Annotated in this window: 17 protein-coding genes; 7 read left to right on the forward strand and 10 right to left on the reverse strand. The window is 74.0% G+C overall.

Annotated elements, in window-relative coordinates:
* Positions 1-9: 9 nt before the first annotated feature.
* The 10 genes from ypfJ to ACT7CP_RS06280 form a co-directional block, all read right to left on the reverse strand.
* Positions 10-915 (reverse strand): KPN_02809 family neutral zinc metallopeptidase, encoded by a 906-nt coding sequence (gene ypfJ / locus ACT7CP_RS06235; RefSeq protein WP_445443777.1) that lies wholly within the window; start codon positions 913-915, stop codon positions 10-12.
* Between the two features lie 87 nt (positions 916-1,002).
* A complete protein-coding gene (locus tag ACT7CP_RS06240) occupies positions 1,003-1,653 on the reverse strand; it encodes a DNA alkylation repair protein (protein WP_445443778.1) in 651 nt (216 codons plus the stop codon).
* Positions 1,650-2,663 (reverse strand): NAD-dependent epimerase/dehydratase family protein, encoded by a 1,014-nt coding sequence (locus ACT7CP_RS06245; protein ID WP_445443779.1) that lies wholly within the window; start codon positions 2,661-2,663, stop codon positions 1,650-1,652. The genes ACT7CP_RS06240 and ACT7CP_RS06245 overlap by 4 nt, the downstream gene beginning before the upstream one ends.
* Positions 2,664-2,753: 90 nt before the next feature.
* Complete coding sequence (locus ACT7CP_RS06250) at positions 2,754-3,254, reverse strand: DUF2017 family protein (protein WP_445443780.1); 501 nt, start codon at positions 3,252-3,254, stop codon at positions 2,754-2,756.
* Positions 3,251-3,619 (reverse strand): ATP-dependent Clp protease adapter ClpS, encoded by a 369-nt coding sequence (gene clpS, locus ACT7CP_RS06255; RefSeq protein ID WP_445443781.1) that lies wholly within the window; start codon positions 3,617-3,619, stop codon positions 3,251-3,253. The genes ACT7CP_RS06250 and clpS overlap by 4 nt, the downstream gene beginning before the upstream one ends.
* A gap of 88 nt (positions 3,620-3,707) precedes the next feature.
* Positions 3,708-4,406, reverse strand: coding sequence for a response regulator transcription factor (locus ACT7CP_RS06260; RefSeq protein ID WP_445443782.1), 699 nt, complete (start codon positions 4,404-4,406; stop codon positions 3,708-3,710).
* Positions 4,403-5,650, reverse strand: a complete 1,248-nt coding sequence (locus ACT7CP_RS06265) for a sensor histidine kinase (RefSeq protein ID WP_413963339.1) — start codon at positions 5,648-5,650, stop codon at positions 4,403-4,405. Before ACT7CP_RS06265 ends, ACT7CP_RS06260 begins: the two co-directional genes overlap by 4 nt.
* Before the next feature lie 95 nt (positions 5,651-5,745).
* On the reverse strand, positions 5,746-6,579 hold the full coding sequence (locus ACT7CP_RS06270) for an ABC transporter permease subunit (RefSeq protein WP_413963338.1): 834 nt from the start codon (positions 6,577-6,579) through the stop codon (positions 5,746-5,748).
* Entirely contained in the window at positions 6,576-7,511 is a 936-nt protein-coding gene (locus tag ACT7CP_RS06275; protein WP_413963337.1) for an ABC transporter ATP-binding protein, read from the reverse strand. The genes ACT7CP_RS06270 and ACT7CP_RS06275 overlap by 4 nt, the downstream gene beginning before the upstream one ends.
* A 129-nt stretch (positions 7,512-7,640) precedes the next feature.
* Positions 7,641-8,846, reverse strand: a complete 1,206-nt coding sequence (locus tag ACT7CP_RS06280) for an aminotransferase class I/II-fold pyridoxal phosphate-dependent enzyme (protein WP_413963336.1) — start codon at positions 8,844-8,846, stop codon at positions 7,641-7,643.
* Between the two features lie 247 nt (positions 8,847-9,093).
* Here ACT7CP_RS06280 and ACT7CP_RS06285 point away from each other — a divergent pair, with 247 nt between their 5' ends.
* From ACT7CP_RS06285 to ACT7CP_RS06315, 7 genes are all read left to right on the forward strand, one after another.
* A complete protein-coding gene (locus tag ACT7CP_RS06285; protein WP_445443783.1) occupies positions 9,094-9,588 on the forward strand; it encodes a hypothetical protein in 495 nt (164 codons plus the stop codon).
* A complete protein-coding gene (locus ACT7CP_RS06290) occupies positions 9,579-10,469 on the forward strand; it encodes a hypothetical protein (RefSeq protein ID WP_445443784.1) in 891 nt (296 codons plus the stop codon). Before ACT7CP_RS06285 ends, ACT7CP_RS06290 begins: the two co-directional genes overlap by 10 nt.
* A gap of 209 nt (positions 10,470-10,678) precedes the next feature.
* On the forward strand, positions 10,679-12,199 hold the full coding sequence (locus ACT7CP_RS06295; protein WP_445443785.1) for a S1C family serine protease: 1,521 nt from the start codon (positions 10,679-10,681) through the stop codon (positions 12,197-12,199).
* Between the two features lie 145 nt (positions 12,200-12,344).
* The gene (locus ACT7CP_RS06300) at positions 12,345-13,418 is read left to right on the forward strand and encodes a glycosyltransferase family 2 protein (RefSeq protein WP_413963332.1); all 1,074 of its coding nucleotides are present in this window, start codon (positions 12,345-12,347) and stop codon (positions 13,416-13,418) included.
* A complete protein-coding gene (locus ACT7CP_RS06305) occupies positions 13,415-14,236 on the forward strand; it encodes a CDP-alcohol phosphatidyltransferase family protein (protein WP_413963331.1) in 822 nt (273 codons plus the stop codon). The genes ACT7CP_RS06300 and ACT7CP_RS06305 overlap by 4 nt, the downstream gene beginning before the upstream one ends.
* A complete protein-coding gene (locus tag ACT7CP_RS06310) occupies positions 14,233-15,108 on the forward strand; it encodes a glycosyltransferase family 2 protein (RefSeq protein WP_445443786.1) in 876 nt (291 codons plus the stop codon). Before ACT7CP_RS06305 ends, ACT7CP_RS06310 begins: the two co-directional genes overlap by 4 nt.
* Before the next feature lie 97 nt (positions 15,109-15,205).
* Positions 15,206-16,489 (forward strand): hypothetical protein, encoded by a 1,284-nt coding sequence (locus tag ACT7CP_RS06315; protein ID WP_445443787.1) that lies wholly within the window; start codon positions 15,206-15,208, stop codon positions 16,487-16,489.
* Positions 16,490-16,492: the final 3 nt, after the last annotated feature.

Here is a 16,492-nt window from a genome sequence, read left to right on the forward strand (position 1 = left end):
GGCCGGGCGTCAGAGGCGCCCGGCCGGCACCGCGAAGGTGTCGCACGCCGCGGGACCGCCCGCGCGACCGGCCTCGAACCAGCGCTGGCGCTGCTCGGCGGATCCGTGCGTCCAGGTGTGCGGGTCGACCTCGGCGCCGCTCGCCTCCTGGATCCGGTCGTCGCCCACGGCGGCGGCTGCGTCGAGCGCGTCGGCGATCTCGGTCGGCGTGACCGGCTCGAGGAACGCCGTGCCGCCGTCGTCCCGGATCTCGGAGGCGGCCCCCACCCACGCGCCCGCGTAGCAGTCGGCCTGGACCTCGAGCCGCACGGAGTCGGACTCGGGACCCGTGCCCGTGCGGTCGGCGCGGTCGAAGGCGCCCGACAGCTGCTGGATGTGGTGGCCCCACTCGTGGCCCACGACGTACATCTGCGCGAGCGGCCCGCCGGACGCGCCGAAGCGGGAGCGCAGCTCGTCGAAGAACGTGGTGTCCATGTAGAGGCTGCGGTCGGGCGGGCAGTAGAACGGGCCGGTCGCGCTCGTCGCGTCGCCGCACGCCGTGGTCGTCGCGGCGTCGAAGAGCACGAAGCCGGGCGTGCCGTAGTCGCCGATCCCGACCTCGGGCGCCGTCGCGGTCCAGTACGTGTCGAGCGAGTCGGCGGCGCCGGCCATCCGGCACTGGATGTCCGCGTTGGCGTCGGCCCCGGTGTCGCAGCCCGTCAGGGCCTCGTCCTGCTGCTCGGAGGATCCGCCCCCGCCGCCGCCCGCGCCCCCGACGAGGCCGGAGATGTCGACGCCCGTGAGCTGCTGCACGAGGACCACGGCGACCACCACGAGGAGCCCGCCGCCGCCCGCGGCGATGCCGGTGGTGCGTCCCCGGCCACGGCGACGCGTGACCTTGCTGCTGTCGATGCGGGCGTCGTCGTCGAAGGTCATGTCCCGACCGTACCGGCGGGCGGGCGGGACGTCCGGGCGGGCGCCGCGGGCGGCCAGGCGCCGCCGGCGTCCAGCGGCCGGGGACGCTCAGCCGCCGGGGACGGGATCCGCGGCGAGGTCGGGCCGCGCGTCGCGCACGAGCTCGCGCACGCGGTCCACCGCCTCCCGCACGACGTCGTGCCCGCCGCGCGGCGCAGTCCGGGCCGCCCGGGCGCGGCGGAGGAAGCCGTCCCAGTCACCGCCGCCCGCGCGGAGCGGCCGGGACGGGGAGAGCAGGGCCGCCCGGCGCAGCCACACGTCCGCCTCGCCCGCCCAGCGGTCGAGCGCGGCGTCGGCCTTCACGCGCGACGGCCCGGCCAGGCGCTCGACGAGCGGGCCGATGACGTCGAGGGCGAGCGGATCCACCAGCACCCGCAGCCGCGCATCCCGCACGAACCCCTCGATCCGCGTCAGGTCGCCGTTGTCGAGCCGGTCGACATGGGTCTGCAGCAGGACGACCGCCGCCAGCCGGCGCTCGTAGACCCGCGAGCGCCACAGCTCCGACGCGAGCGCGACCGCCTCGTCCCGGCTCATGCCCGGATGCCGCCGCCCGAGGTCCCGCACCGTGCCGCGGACGGCGCCCACGGACGCGCCGACGAACTCCAGGTCCGACCGCAGCCGCTCCCGCTCCGCCTCCGCGCGGTACCCGTCGCCCTCGCGCTCGAGCGCGGCCGCGATGAAGTCGGCGTCCGCGGTCATCCGGCGAGCGGCGCCGAGCCCTCGCGGCCGGTGCGGTGGACGAAGGCGCGGCCGAACTCGGCGAGGACGTCCTCCGCGCGGTGCGTCGGCGTCCACCCCAGCACCTCGCGGGCGCGCTCGGTCGACATGACGGGCACGTTGGCGGCGATGTCGATCCAGCCCGGGTCGGTCCGCTGGATGCGCAGCCGCCAGCTCGCGGACACGAGGGCCCGGAGCGCCGGGAGGGGGACGGTCACGACGCGCGCGTCGAGCAGGCGCCCCACGAGTGCGGGATCGACGACGGGGTCGGCCGCGATGTTGAAGGCGCCGGGCGCGCGCCGCTCGACCGCGCGCCAGAACGCGTCCGCGACGTCCTCGTTGTGCACGACCTGGGACACGAGCTGGCGGGGGAGCGGCAGCACCGGGGTGCGGGTGGCGAGGCCGAGCCAGCGGGTGGGGATCCGGCGCCCGAGGAACAGGCGGGCGATCTCGGCCGCGGCCTCGTCGTGCATCACGAGGCCCGGCCGCATGCGCGTCACCACGACCTCGGGGTGGGCTGTCTCGAACGCGTCCATCGCGCGCTCGTTCTCGGCCTTGTGCCGGGAGTAGTGGGAGGTGTGTATCCCGCCGGTCGGCCACGACTCGTCCCGCGGCCGGTCCTTGGGAGCTGCGCTGTACGCGCCGACGGAGGAGGCGACGACCACCTGGGGCACGCCCGCCTGCGCCACGGCCTCGAGCACGTGCGCGGTGCCGACGACGTTGGTGCGGTGCATCACGCGCTCGCGGTGGTTCGGCTGCAGGGCCCAGCCGAGGTGAATCACGGCGTCCGCGCCGCGCAGGGTCGCCGCGAGGCCGGAGACGGCGCCCGCGGCGCCGATGTCGGCGAGCCGCCAGGTGACGCCGGAGTACGGCTCGAGGGAGGCGTCGGGCATGCGCCGCGCGACCCCCACGATGTCCGCCCCGGCGGCGTGGAGGCGCCGCAGCACCCCGGTCCCGAGGTTCCCGGTCGCTCCGATGACGACGACGCGCATGCTGCTCCTCTCCTGCGGACACGGCCCATCGGGCCGGCGGGTCCGCGGGTCCCCTCCATCATGCTCGCCGAGCCTGCGGAGGGGCCGGGGTCAGCGGTCGACGGCCTCGATGAGCGACCCCTGCGCGAAGCTCAGCCAGTCGTACAGGCTCGCGCTCTCCCGCGGAGCGCGGTCGCGCCAGCCGTCGGCCTCGTCGATGCGGAGCGGCACGGAGATCGCGAGCCGCAGGTCGTTGAGGGTGCGGAGCCAGGCCTGCGCGCCCGCCGGATCCAGGACCACCAGGAGCCCGCGCCGCCCGGCCCCGCGGGCGTCGGCCTCCGCGAGGGTCGCCTCGACGGACGTCGCGTCCGCGGCCTTCCCCGCGACGAGGTCCGATGCGGTGAATCGGCGGAACTCAGCGGACGCCTCGGCGTCGCCCGGGTACGCGTCGGGCAGGAGCCGTCCGGCGACGGGGGAGGGGGCGCCGTCGCCCGCGGCCCCCTCGTCGAGGATCCCGCGGAGCTCGTCGAGCAGCCCCCGCAGCATCGCGACCTCGTGCGGCTCGACGTGGGCCGCGACCGTGCCGTCCGGCCGCGGGCGGAACGCCCTCACGCGTCGACCCGCTCGAGCGTGGCCCAGAGGCCGTAGCCGTGCATGGCGAGCACGTGGCGCTCGATCTCCTCGCGGATCCCGGTGGCCACCACCGCCCGGCCGTCCTCGTGCACCCGGAGCATGAGCTCGTCGGCGCGCTCCCGCGGGAAGCCGAAGTAGCTGCGGAACACGTACGAGACGTAGGTCATGAGGTTCACCGGGTCGTTCCAGACGACGCAGCTCCAGACCGGAGGCGTCGACGCGCGCTCGAGGAGGCTGGTGTCGGCGCCCGTGCTCGTCCCCGCCCCCGGATCGCCCGCGGGCGGATCGGCGGCGCGTCGCGCCCGGGGGAGGGGGACGCGCGCGTCCTCGGCGGTGGTGGTCATCGCGCTCCTGTGGGTCCGTCCCGGCGTGCGGCCGGCGGGTCCATCCTCTCCCGCCGCGCGGGCCCCCGGCGACCCGGCCCGCGCGTCCTCACGCACCGGGCCGCACGAGCCCGCAGTCGTACGCGAGGATCACGGCCTGGACGCGGTCCCGCACGTCGAGCTTCGCGAGCACCCGGCCCACGTGCGTCTTCACCGTCGACTCGGACAGGTAGAGCCGGCCGGCGATCTCCTGGTTGGTGAGCCCCTCGGCCAGCGCCGTGAGCACCTCCAGCTCGCGGGAGGTCAGGGGACGGAGACGCGGGTCGGCCGCGCCGTCGCCCGTGCCCGCCGCGGCACCTGCCGCGGGCATCGCGGTGCCGAGCAGCTCGATCATGCGGCGCGTCACCCGGGGGGAGATGGCGGCGTCGCCGTCGGCCACCGCGCGGATCGCCTGCATCAGGTGCTCGGGTCGCGTGTCCTTGACGAGGAAGCCGCTCGCGCCCGCGCGCAGCCCCGCGAACGCGTACTCGTCGAGGTCGAACGTGGTCAGGACGATCACGCGGGTCGCGGGGTGCCGCGCCACGATCTCGGTGGTGGCCTCGATGCCGTCCATGCCCGGCATGCGCACGTCCATCAGCACGACGTCCGGCCGGAGCTCGCCGGTGCGCGTCACGGCGGCGCTCCCGTCGGCGGCCTCGCCCACCACCTCGATCCCGGGCTCGGCGTCGAGCACCATGCGGAAGCCCATGCGCACGAGCGCCTGGTCGTCCACGATGAGCACGCGGACGGGGGTGCGGGTGTCGGTCATCGGTCCTCCTGGATGCGGGGGCGGGCGTCGGCGGTGGGGGCGGGGGATCGCGTCGCGTCGCCGGGCCGGACGTCGTGGAGCCCGCCGGGCAGCCGGGCGTGCACGCGCCAGCCGCCGTTCTCGCGTCGGCCGGCGGACGCCGTGCCGCCGTAGACGGCCATGCGCTCGGAGACGCCGACCAGTCCGCGCCCGCTGCCGGGGACGGGCGGCACGACCGGGCCGGTCACGTCGTCGTCGGTCACCTCGACCACGATCTCGTCGGGCCGGTGGTCGACCCTGACGTCGACGCGGTCGGCGTTGGGCGCGTACCGGAGAACGTTGGTCAGCGACTCCTGCACGACGCGGAAGACGGCGAGCTGGCGGCCCGGGTCGTCCGGCGGCGTGCCCGTGCTCGTGAAGCGCACCGGCAGGCCCGTCGAGCGGAACGAGTCGACGAGCGCGGCGAGGTCGGCATGGCCGGGCTGCGGTGCGCGGAGCGACGGCGCGTCGGCGGCGACGTCGCCGGGATCCTCCGCGAGCACGCCGAGCATCCGGCGCATCTCGGAGAGGGAGGTGCGGCCGGTGTCGGCGACCTCTCGCATGGCGTCCCGCGCGAGCTCCGGCCGGGCCACGGCGCTGGCGCTGGCGCCGTCCGCGAGCGTGACCATGACCGTGATCCCGTGGGCGACGATGTCGTGGATCTCCCGGGCGATGCGCGTGCGCTCCGCCGCCGTGGCGAGCCGCGCCTGCTGGTCGCGCTCCCGGGCGAGCTGCACGGCGAGGTCCCGGAGCGCCTGCACGTAGCGCTTCCGGCCGCCCACGTTGGTGCCGATGAGCGTCGCGATGAGCATGGGGATCAGGCTGACGATCAGCATGGTCGCGGCCGACAGCTCGAGGGGCCCGGTGCCTGCGGTCACGGGCACGATCACGGCGGCGAGGAGGGCCACGCCGCCGAGGCCGATCCAGGCGCGCCGCGAGGATCCGTGCACGGCGACGGCGTACAGCGCGAAGGGGATCGCGCCGCCGTCGAAGGTGCCGGAGATGATCGCGACGGCGACGGCGCAGGCGACGCTGACCGAGAGGACGGTCACCGGGCGGCTGCGGCGGAACATGAGCGCGGCGCCCATGAGGAGGGACAGCAGCACGAGCACGATCCCCGCGGAGGGCACGGTCGACCGGCTGCCGAGGCCGACGCCGGTCGCGATGGAGCCCCACGTGAACAGCAGCGCGATGGCCGCGTCGACGACGCGCGGGTGCCGCGCCATCCAGCCGCGGATCGCGCCGGGCGGGGTGGGCAGGCGGACGCCGTCGAGCGCGGCGACGTCCGCCGCGCCCGACGGCGCCCTCCGGCCCGCGTCGATCAGGCGTCCCGCTTGCGGGCGAGCACGAGGGCGGGCACGAGGATCACCGCGACCCAGCCGAGCATGACCAGCAGCGCCTGCCAGAACTCGAGCGAGCCGGGCGCCGCGGTGCCGGTGGCGTAGAGCCGGTTGCCCGCGCTGAGCGGGAAGTACGGCTCGAGGTCCGCGACCCAGTCGAGCACGCCGCCGAGCAGCGATCCGACGATCGGGACGACCAGCACGAGGCCGACGAGGGCGCCGATGCCCGCCGCGCCGTTGCGCAGCAGCAGGCCGAAGCCGAAGCCCATGAGGCCGATCAGCACCACGAAGAGCACGCCGCCGAGCGCGGCGAGCAGGAGGTCGCCCGACAGCAGGTCGACGTCGGCGCCGGCGGCTCCGAAGTACCCGCGGGCGATGACGAGCGCGGCGGCGACCGCGACGGCCGTGACGACGAACGTGACGACCGTGTAGACGATCGCCTTGGCCGCGATGACGCCGAGCCGGCGGGGCGCCGCGCTGAAGGACGAGCGGATCATGCCGGTCGAGTACTCGCCGCTGATGACCAGGACGCCGAGCACGCCCGCGACGAGCATCGAGAGCGTGAGGCCGCTGAGGCCCACCGAGACCAGCAGGTCCGACGCGGGGACGCCGGGCAGCGAGAGCTGGTCCCGCAGCTGGTCCACCACGAACGGGGTGAACAGCGCGGAGAAGCCGGCGAGGAGGAGGAAGACGAGCGCGAAGCACCAGATGGTGGAGCGGAGGGTGCGGAGCTTGATCCACTCGGAGCGCATGAGGCGCGCGAGGGTCGGGCGTCCCGTGGTCACCGGGGCGGGGGCGTAGGTCGTGGTGCTCATCGTGCGGTCTCCTGCTCCGTCGTGCCGATCGCGGCGCTGTGGTACTCGACGTCGCCCTGCGTGAGCGACAGGTAGGCGTCCTCGAGGGACGCGGTGACGGGCGTGAGCTCGTGCAGCACGACGCCCGCGGACAGGGCCGCGTCGCCGACCTGCGCGGCCGTGAGCCCGGTGATCTCGATGACGTCGCGCTCGACGCTCGTGACCACGACGTCGGGCCGCGCCACCGCCTGGCCGAGCCGGTCGGCGTGCGGGGACCGGACGCGGACGAGGCCGCTCGTGGCCCCGGCCACCACCGCGGCGACCGGCGCGTCCGCGAGCACGCGTCCGCGGCCGAGGACGATGAGGTGGTCGGCCGTCTGCGCCATCTCGCTCATGAGGTGCGAGGAGAGGAGGACGGTGCGGCCCTGCCCGGCGAGGTAGCGCGTGATGTTGCGCACCCAGAGCACGCCCTCGGGGTCGAGGCCGTTGACGGGCTCGTCGAGGATCAGCGTGCGCGGGTCCCCGAGGAGCGCCACGGCGATGCCGAGCCGCTGCCCCATGCCGAGGGAGAAACCGCCGACGCGCTTCTTCGCGACGGGCTGGAGGCCCGTCATCTCGATGACCTCGTCCACGCGGGTGCGCGGGATCCCGTGCGTGGCCGCCATCGCGAGCAGGTGGTTGTAGGCGCTCCGGCCCGTGTGCACGGCCTTGGCGTCGAGGAGCGCGCCGACCTCGTGGAGCGGTGCCTGGAGGTCGCGGTAGCGGTGGCCGTTGACGGTGACGGAGCCGGAGGTGGGGCTGTCGAGCCCCACGATCATGCGCATCGTGGTGGACTTGCCGGCGCCGTTCGGGCCGAGGAATCCGGTCACCATGCCCGGCTGGACGGTGAAGCTCACGCCGTCCACGGCGGTCTTCGCGCCGTAGCGCTTGGTCAGGTTCTCAGCGACGATCATGCGCGCTGCCTCCTCAGGGTGGTTGCGCGGACCCAGCGCCCGCGTGAGCAACGTTAGGTGCGGGGTCCTCGGATCTGCGTCCCCCCTCCGGACCCCGCCGCGGCACCGCGGTGGTACCAGGGTGCCGGCTCAGGCGGTCCCGTCCCCGAGGGCGGCGAGGCGCGTCGCCGCCTCCTCGAGCACGTCGATCCGCTTGCAGAACGCGAAGCGCAGTAGCGACGCGTGCTCCTCCGCCAGCGGCGGTCGGCAGAACGCGGACAGGGGCACCCCGACGACGCCGACCAGCTCGGGCAGCCGCAGGCACAGCTCGCGGGCGTCGGGGAAGCCCAGGGGGGCGGCGTCGGCGACGATGAAGTAGCCCGCCGCCGGCAGGTGGATCCGGAAGCCCGCCGCCGTCAGACCCGCCGCGAGGATGTCGCGCTTGCGGCGCAGGTCGGCGGCGATCCCGTCGAAGACGGCGTCCGGCAGGGCCAGCCCGGTCGCGATGGCGGGTTGGAACGGCGCGCCGTTGACGAACGTGAGGAACTGCTTCACCGCGAGGATCGCCGACACGAGGGGAGCGGGCGCCGTCAACCAGCCGATCTTCCAGCCCGTGGTCCGGAACGTCTTGCCGCCGGAGGAGATCGTCACCGTCCGCTCGCGCGCGCCCGGCAGGGTCGCGATGGGCACGTGCGGCGCGTCGAAGACCAGGTGCTCGTAGACCTCGTCGGTGACGATCACGGCGTCGTGCGCGACGGCGAGCTCCACGACGAGCGCGCGCGCCTCGGGGCTGAGCACCGTGCCGGTCGGGTTGTGCGGGTCGTTGAGCAGGATCACGCGGGTGCGGTCCGAGATCGCGCGGCGCAGGTCGTCGGGGTGCGGCTGGAAGCCGGGCGCGCGCAGCGGAACCGTGCGGTGGATCCCGCGGGCGAGCGAGATGAGGGCGCCGTACGCGTCGTAGAACGGCTCGAGCGTGACGACCTCATCGCCCTCCTCCACGAGGGCCAGGAGGGTCGCCGCGATCGCCTCGGTCGCCCCCGCGGTGACCAGCACCTCCGTGGCGGGATCCACGGCGAGGCCGTAGAAGCGCTCCTGATGCGCGGCGACGGCGTCACGCAGCTCGGGCGTCCCGCGTCCGGGCGGGTACTGGTTCATGCCGGCGGATATCGCGGCGCGCGCGGCCTCGAGCACCTCGCTCGGCCCGTCCTCGTCCGGGAACCCCTGCCCCAGGTTGATCGCGCCGGTCGCCGCCGCCAGCGCGCTCATCTCCGCGAACACGGTCGTGCCGGGCGTGCCGTCCGGCGCCAGCAGCATGGCCCCGCGGGCCGCGCGCACCCACGCGCCGGGAATCGTCATGCGCCCATCATGGCGCGGCCGCGTCGCCGCGGTCCCCTCACAGGTGGTCGACGTCGTGGTGATTCCGGCCGTGTGGAGCCTTTCGAGCTGGCGTCCCGGACACCCGTTACGTTTCCTCCACCCGCGGCGCCTTGGTCGTGCATGCGCACCCAGACGCGCGGGATCCGAACGGCCGGGGGAGAAGATCTTGCACCAGCGATGGCATGGCCTACCTGTCGGAGGACGGGGATCGGCAGCGTCGACCCTCGTGGTCATCACGTGCTTGTCCGTCTTAGGGGGATGCTCATCGACTGCGGAAGCTCCGCCTACCCCATCGACGACGCTGACCCGGCAGGAGCAGGACGATGCGACCTTCAAGAGCCTGTACTCGGCCTACCTCGACCTCCCCATGGAGACGGAGACAATCGATGAGCTGCGAGGCTTCCTGACCGGAACCGCGCTCTCGTCGGACGCTGACAGCCTCGAATCCGACCACCAGTCGGGTCGTCGAATCGTCGGCAAGGACACCTTCCGCGGCTTCGAGGTCACTGATCGAGGAAGCGACGCCCAGGGGCGCGCCTACATGGACGCGCAGGTGTGTCTCGACGTGAGTGGCACGCGCGTGCTCGATGCATCAGGTGCGGACATCACGCCCGAGCGGGACAACCTCGTCAGCCTGCAGATGAAGGCGGTGAAGATCGAGGATGGCAGCTGGCGGATAAGCGACTTCGTGCGCAATGACAGGGTGCACGCATGCGGATGAGCTCACGGCTGTTCGTCGTCGCGACGCTCGCCGTGGTCTCGCTGACGCCGGCGGATGCGGCATCCGCCTCGGACGCCGGGTGCAGCTCGCGTACGACCAGTAGCGGGGCATGCGCCGCTGGTGCGATCAGCGGAGCGTCGGTGCAGCTGACGGGGAGCGCGGCTGTCCCGCGATCCGCCTCTGGTGACGGTCGGGCAGCGAGTTCTCCCGACGATGAGGGGTCAAGTGCGCCGGTGGTGCCGCATCCGGTGCCGAGGCAGGACCGCCTCGCGGCAGACGTCGACACGGCCTGTCGGCCGGGGAAGGGCACCTGCCTGGACGGGCAGCACGCGTTCCTCCCGCCCGCGCAGCCGCCCGTGAAGCCGGCCGATCCGGCCCCGGTCGCGCCCGCTGGCCCCGGGGTGACGCTGGAGGACGTGGCGCAGTTCGTGCCGCGGTCGGCGTCGATCCGGTCGCAGCCGAACGGGTGGGCATTGGTCGGGGCGCCGGTGAACCTGCTCACGGACGCAACTCCGCAGGTGGTCGACGGGACGCTGCTGGGTCGGCCGGCGCAGGTGCGGTTCGTGCCGGTGTCCTTCACGTGGGATCACGGCGACGGGACGTCGACGACGGTCGAGGGTCCGGGGGCGTCCTGGAGGCAGCTGGGCCAGCAGGACTTCAGTCCCACTGACACGAGCCACGTGTATCCGAGCGTCGGTGACCGGCAGATCAGCCTGACGATCGCGTATTCGCCGTCGTACAGGTTCGACGGGGGTGGGTGGCAGCAGATCCCGGGCGTCCTCCCGGTGCTCATCGGGCCGGTCACGCTCCATGTCCTCCAGGGTTCCACGGTCCTGGTCGGCGGTGCATGCGGATCGGCTCATGCCGGACCCGGCTGCTGACGGAGAAGCGAGGGCAGGTCAAGCCCCCTGCCCGCGGTCCCCGCGTCCGATGCGACGCGTACGCTCGGACCAGCAACCGGGTCATGCGGGAGTCGTCCTGAGAACCGGCGGATCCTCCGCCGGGGTCAGGAAGGCCCGCTGTCAGGGCAGCCATAGAGAACGCCCAGACTCGCCCGGAATGCTGGCAGGACCTGAGAGGAGCAGCACCGATGACCGACAGAACCCACGGAGCAGACGAGCACGAGGGCCGCCGAGACATCGACGGCAGCGCCGACGGCTCCTCGGACGGCCCGGCCTCCGCGCCCGCGCCGTCATCAGGCGACGCCGCGGCCTGGCCCGCACCCGCCGGCCCCGCAGCTGCAGCCCATCCCGCTCCGTCCGGCGCCGATCAGCGCGACACGCTCGCCTACGGCGCGGCCCCGGTCGCGCCGTCCTCCTCCGACTCCGACCAGGCGTCGGCCCCCGTCACCGGCACCGACGGCGCCACGACCGCCGCTCCTCCGCGCCGAAACAAGACCGCCAAGGCGCTGCCCCTCGTCGCCATGCTCGCCGTGGGCGCGCTCATCGGCGGCGCCGCAGGAGGGCTCACGGCCTGGACGGTCGCCCACGATGAGGACGCCACGGAGTCGGTCAGCCAGTCGCCCGCCAACATCACCGTCAACGACCCCGACGATGCGACCCCGATCACCGCCGTCGCCGCGAAGGTCTCCGGCTCCGTCGTGACCATCGAGGTCGCGGGCGCGCAGGGCGGAGGCACCGGATCCGGGGTCATCCTCTCCAGTGATGGATACATCCTCACGAACACGCACGTGGTGACGCTCGACGGCCAGACGGGCGACGCGACCATCCAGGTCAAGACGGCCGACGGCGCCCTCTACACGGCCCAGCTCGTCGGCACCGACCCCGTCGTCGACCTCGCCGTCATCAAGCTCGACGGGGCGAGCGGCCTCACGCCCATCGAGTTCGCCGACTCGTCGAAGCTCAACGTCGGCGACACGGCCATCGCCATCGGAGCCCCGCTCGGGCTCTCCGGCACCGTGACCGACGGCATCGTCAGCGCTCTCGACCGCAGCATCCAGGTCGCGTCCTCCGCCGCTCCCGAGACGCCGGGCGACGGCAGCCAGAGCGACGAGACGCCGTTCAACTTCTGGCCCTTCGGCAACGAGGGCCAGGGCGGATCCGGCGGACAGGGCGGTTCCGGCCCCCAGGGCCAGGCGGCGGCGACGATCAACCTCGCGGTCATCCAGACGGACGCGGCGATCAACCCCGGCAACTCCGGCGGCGCCCTTCTCGACGGCGAGGGCAAGCTCATCGGCGTCAACGTCGCCATCGCCAACGCGGGCGGCACCAGCTCCACCGCGGGCAGCATCGGCGTCGGCTTCGCCATCCCGTCCAACCTCGCCAAGCGGGTCGGCCAGGAGATCATCCAGGGGGGCAGCGCCTCCCACGGCCTGCTGGGGGCGAGCGTCCGCGACGTCGCCACGGGCGACTCCACGACCCCGGTCGGTGGGGCCTTCATCGCCGAGGTCCAGAGCGGCGGTGCCGCGGCCTCGGCGGGGCTGAAGCAGGGCGACATCGTCACCGCGTTCGGCAGCATCCCGATCAGCAAGGCGAGCGACCTCACCGCGCAGGTCCGCGCTCTCGCGGGCGGCAGCGACGTGGAGCTGACCGTGATCCGCGGCGGGCAGAAGCAGCAGATCGACGTGAAGCTGGGCACGCTCCAGCAGTAGGTCCACGCATCACGAGGGGCGGATCGGCGGGTGCCGGTCCGCCCCTCGTCGTCGTGGGCGGGGCCGGACGAGGAGGCTGGTAAAGTGCTGCGAGGCTCGGCCACTGACAGGCCCCGGCCGCACCTCCCTCACGAGATCGGCTCAGATGGCGCACCTCCCGCGACGCGAACCCGTCGCCGGCAGCACCGGCGGACTGCCCGCCGTCTCGTACGTCATGCCGATCCTCAACGAGGCGGCCCACGTCCGGGCCGCGGTCGAGAGCATGATGCAGCAGGACTACGCGGGCGACGTCGAGGTCGTGCTGGCCCTCGGGCCGAGCACCGACGGCACCACGGAGGTCGTCCGCGAGATGGCCCGAGCGGATCCGCGCATCACGAGCGTCGACAACCCCACGGGTTCCACGCCCGGCGGCCTCAACGCCGCCATCCGCGCCACGCGGCACCCCATCGTGATCCGCGTCGACGCGCACTCGCTGCTGCCGAGGGACTACACGCGCATCGCCGTCGAGACGCTCCAGGCCACGGGCGCCGACAACGTCGGCGGACTCATGTCGGCCGAGGGACGCACCCCGTTCGAGAAGGCCGTGGCCCGGGCCTACGGCGCGCGCGTCGGGCTGGGCGGCACCGCGCACCACGTGGGCGGCAAGGAGGGACCCGCGGAGACCGCGTACCTCGGCGCGTTCCGCCGCGACCGCCTGCTCGAGGTCGGCCTGTTCGACGAGGGCGTCCGCCGCGGCCAGGACTGGGAGCTCAACCGGCGCCTCCGACAGACCGGCGGCCTCGTCTGGTTCACCCCGCGCATGAAGGTCACGTACCGCCCGCGCTCCACCTTCCGCTCGCTGATCCGTCAGTTCTTCGCCACGGGCCTCTGGCGCGGTGAACTCGCGCGGCGCTACACGCGGCAGAACTCCGTGCGCTACTTCGTGCCCCCCGTCGCGGTGGCCGGGGTCGCCGCGGGCCTCGTCCTCGGGATCGCGGGCCTGGTCGGACCGGCCGTCGGCCTGCCCGCCCTCCGTCGGCTCGTCGCCGCGTTCGTCGTGCCCGGCGTCTATGCCGGCTTCGTCCTGGTGAGCACCGTCACGGTGGCATCGCGGGACGGCGCCGCGACGATGCTGCGGTTCGCGGCGGTCCTCCCGTCCATCCACTTCAGCTGGGGCACCGGCTTCGTTCTCGGCTTCCTCGAGCTCACCGACGACCTCGACGGGCACACGGGCCGATGACCGCCTCTCCCGGCACCGGCGACCGCGGCCTGCCCACCTCCATCGCCGAGCTGCGGCGAGTGACGCAGCCGCCCGAGGTGCGGCTCCGCGCCAACGCCGAGCACTGGACGGCGCACCTCTACCTGCGCGACCTGTCGCCGTACCTCACGTGGCTGCTGCTGCGCACCCGGATCAGCGCGAACGGCGTCACCGTGGTCATGATCCTCACGGGCTGGGCCGCGGCGGCGGCGCTGCTCATCCCCGGCATCGGCGGCGCCGCGCTCGCGCTGGTGCTCGGCCAGCTGCAGATGCTCGTGGACTGCTGCGACGGGGAGGTCGCGCGCTGGCGCCGCACCTCCTCGCCGGTCGGGCACTTCCTCGACGCCGTGGGCCACTACTCGACGGAGACCCTGATCGCCCTCGCGCTCGGGATCCGCGCGGCCGCCTACCCGTTCGAAGCGCCCGGCGACCTGCCGTGGACGACGCTCGCCTTCGCGCTGGCGCTGGTGATCGTGCTGAACAAGGCCCTGAACGACATGGTCCGGGTCGCTCGCGCATCCGCCGACCTGCCGAAGGCGCCCGTCGGCGCGAGCACCGTCGCGTCGCGGCAGTCGCTCATCGCCGTCGCGCGTCGGGCCGTGCGCTTCCTCCCGTTCCACCGCATGTTCCACTCGGTCGAGCTCACGATCGTCGTCTTCGTCGTCACGCTCGTCGGCATCGTGGCGGGGCAGCCCGCGACCGACCGGGTCCTGCTCGCCGCGCTCGTGCCGCTGGCCGTGCTCGCGCTCGTCGGCCACTTCGTCATGATCGTCACCTCCCGTCGGCTGACCTCCGCGTGACGGACGGCCTGCCCCGCGTCGGCGTGGTCGTCCTCAGCCAGGGACGACGACCCGAGGGGCTCGCGGCGTCGATCGCCTCGGTGCTCCGGCAGGAGGGCGTCGAGCTCGACGTGGTGGTGGTCGGCAACGGCTGGGATCCCGAGGGACTCGCCGCGGGTGTCCGGGGCCTGCACCTGCCGGAGAACCTGGGCATCCCGGCGGGACGCAACGCCGGCGTCCCGCACGTGGCGGGGGAGACGCTGTTCTTCCTGGACGACGACGAGACGGTGCCGAGCGCGACCTTCCTCGTCGACTGCCTCGCCCTCATGCGCCGGCTGGGCGACGTGGCGCTCATCCAACCGCGCATCGTCGACCCCACGGGAGCGGCGACGCCCCGGCGCTGGATCCCGCGCATCCGCAAGGGCGATCCCGGCGAGTCGAGCGCGGTCTTCTCCGTGCTCGAGGGCGCGGTCGTCGTGCGTCGCGACGCCTTCGAGGCGGCCGGCGGGTGGGCAGGCGCGTTCTTCTACGCGCACGAGGGGATCGAGCTGGCGTGGCGCGTCTGGGACCAGGGCTTCCGCGCCTGGTACGCCGGCGACCTCGTCGCCCACCACCCCGCCGTCGCGCCCACCCGCCACGCGGAGTACCACCGCCTCAATGCGCGGAACCGCGTCTGGCTGGCCCGGCGCAACCTCCCGCTGCCGCTCGTGCCCGTGTACGTCGCATCGTGGACGGCCGTGCAGCTGATCCGCAGCGCGCGGAACCGCGACGGGCTGGGCACCTGGATCCGGGGCTGGCGTGAGGGCTGGACGATGTCGCCCGGCGCGCGCCGACCCATGTCGTGGCGGACCGTCGTCCGGATGGCGCGCGCGGGCAGGCCGCCCGTCATCTGATCGTGACCCGGCCGCGGTCGGTCACGATCCCACACCGTTCCGCGCCCCCGAGCGGGGCGCGTCCGGAGCCGCTCCGAGCGCTGGCTACGGTGGATGCATGGGTCTCCTGAACGACGCTCGCCTGGGCGCACGCGCTGTCCGCTCTCTGGTCCAGCAGCGCCGTGCCCGCGGCTCCCTGCAGCGCAAGCTCGCGCTCCGCGCCCCGTCGCCGCAGGGCGAGTACCGCGTCGCCGTGTACTTCGCCGACTCGGCCGTGAACATGTACCAGATCCGCCAGTGGTACCGGCCGCTCCTCGAGCTCGCCCGCACGCACCCGGTCGTGATCCTGAGCCGGCACCCGAGCGGAGCGGACGCGCTGCTCGACGAGAGCCCGCTGCCGGTCGAGTACGTGCGCCGCGTGGCCGACCTCGAGCGGGTCATCGCGGAGCAGGACATCCGCATCGTGCTCTACGTCAACCAGAACACGCGCAACTTCCAGATGATGCGGTACGGGCGCCGCTGGCACGTCTTCGTCAACCACGGCGAGTCCGACAAGATGTACATGACCACCAACCAGTTCAAGGCCTACGACTACAGCCTCATCGCCGGCGACGCCGCCCGCGCCCGGCTGGGCAAGGTGCTCTGGGACTACGACCTCGACCGCCGGGCGATCCCCATCGGCCGCCCGCAGGCCGACCACTACTCGGGTGAGCTGCCGTACACGCCGGACGACCGGACGGTCGTCCTGTACGCGCCGACCTGGGAGGGGGACCGCGCGGCCGCCGCGTACGGGTCCATCGCCTCGCACGGCGTGCCCCTAGTGCGGGACCTCATCGCCACCGGGCGGCACCGCGTCGTCTACCGTCCGCATCCCCGATCGGGCGTCGTCGACCCCGAGTACGCGCGCGCCAACCGCGAGATCGCGGCCATGCTGGAGCGGGCGAACGCGCAGGATCCCGCGGCGCAGCACGTCGTGGACCGCTCGCGCGAGCTCGCCTGGCAGCTGTCCGCCGCGGACCTCGCGATCGTCGACATCTCCGCGATGGTCTACGACCGCCTAGCCGCCGGGCGGCCGCTCATGGTGACGCGGCCCGTGCGCGCCGAGGCGCAGATCGACACCGACGGCTACCTCTCCGACTGCGAGTGGCTGACCGCGGAGGACGCGCGCGACATCGTCACGCGGCTGGACGCGCTGCAGCACGACGACGCGGCGGACCGTCGCCTCGCCGCGTGGGTGCGGCACTACTTCGGCGACGCCGCTCCGGGCGCGGCGACGGCACGCTTCCACGCGGCGATCGAGCGCCTGATGGGGGAGTGGGACCGCCACGCCGCGCTCCACGCCCGCGACGGGGAGGTCGCCCCCGCCGACGAGCAGATCGACGACGAGGACGAGGAGTCCTGACCG

Source organism: Clavibacter rahimiani, assembly GCF_052654495.1.

What these genes read in the sequence shown, in the direction of transcription:
- ypfJ (WP_445443777.1), bottom strand. Translation starts at nt 915, where the DNA reads ATGACCTTCGACGACGACGCCCGCATCGACAGCAGCAAGGTCACGCGT.
- ACT7CP_RS06240 (WP_445443778.1), bottom strand. Translation starts at nt 1,653, where the DNA reads ATGACCGCGGACGCCGACTTCATCGCGGCCGCGCTCGAGCGCGAGGGC.
- ACT7CP_RS06245 (WP_445443779.1), bottom strand. Translation starts at nt 2,663, where the DNA reads ATGCGCGTCGTCGTCATCGGAGCGACCGGGAACCTCGGGACCGGGGTG.
- clpS (WP_445443781.1), bottom strand. Translation starts at nt 3,619, where the DNA reads ATGACCACCACCGCCGAGGACGCGCGCGTCCCCCTCCCCCGGGCGCGA.
- ACT7CP_RS06260 (WP_445443782.1), bottom strand. Translation starts at nt 4,406, where the DNA reads ATGACCGACACCCGCACCCCCGTCCGCGTGCTCATCGTGGACGACCAG.
- ACT7CP_RS06265 (WP_413963339.1), bottom strand. Translation starts at nt 5,650, where the DNA reads ATGGCGCGGCACCCGCGCGTCGTCGACGCGGCCATCGCGCTGCTGTTC.
- ACT7CP_RS06270 (WP_413963338.1), bottom strand. Translation starts at nt 6,579, where the DNA reads ATGAGCACCACGACCTACGCCCCCGCCCCGGTGACCACGGGACGCCCG.
- ACT7CP_RS06275 (WP_413963337.1), bottom strand. Translation starts at nt 7,511, where the DNA reads ATGATCGTCGCTGAGAACCTGACCAAGCGCTACGGCGCGAAGACCGCC.
- ACT7CP_RS06280 (WP_413963336.1), bottom strand. Translation starts at nt 8,846, where the DNA reads ATGACGATTCCCGGCGCGTGGGTGCGCGCGGCCCGCGGGGCCATGCTG.
- ACT7CP_RS06290 (WP_445443784.1), top strand. Translation starts at nt 9,579, where the DNA reads ATGCGGATGAGCTCACGGCTGTTCGTCGTCGCGACGCTCGCCGTGGTC.
- ACT7CP_RS06295 (WP_445443785.1), top strand. Translation starts at nt 10,679, where the DNA reads ATGACCGACAGAACCCACGGAGCAGACGAGCACGAGGGCCGCCGAGAC.
- ACT7CP_RS06300 (WP_413963332.1), top strand. Translation starts at nt 12,345, where the DNA reads ATGGCGCACCTCCCGCGACGCGAACCCGTCGCCGGCAGCACCGGCGGA.
- ACT7CP_RS06305 (WP_413963331.1), top strand. Translation starts at nt 13,415, where the DNA reads ATGACCGCCTCTCCCGGCACCGGCGACCGCGGCCTGCCCACCTCCATC.
- ACT7CP_RS06315 (WP_445443787.1), top strand. Translation starts at nt 15,206, where the DNA reads ATGGGTCTCCTGAACGACGCTCGCCTGGGCGCACGCGCTGTCCGCTCT.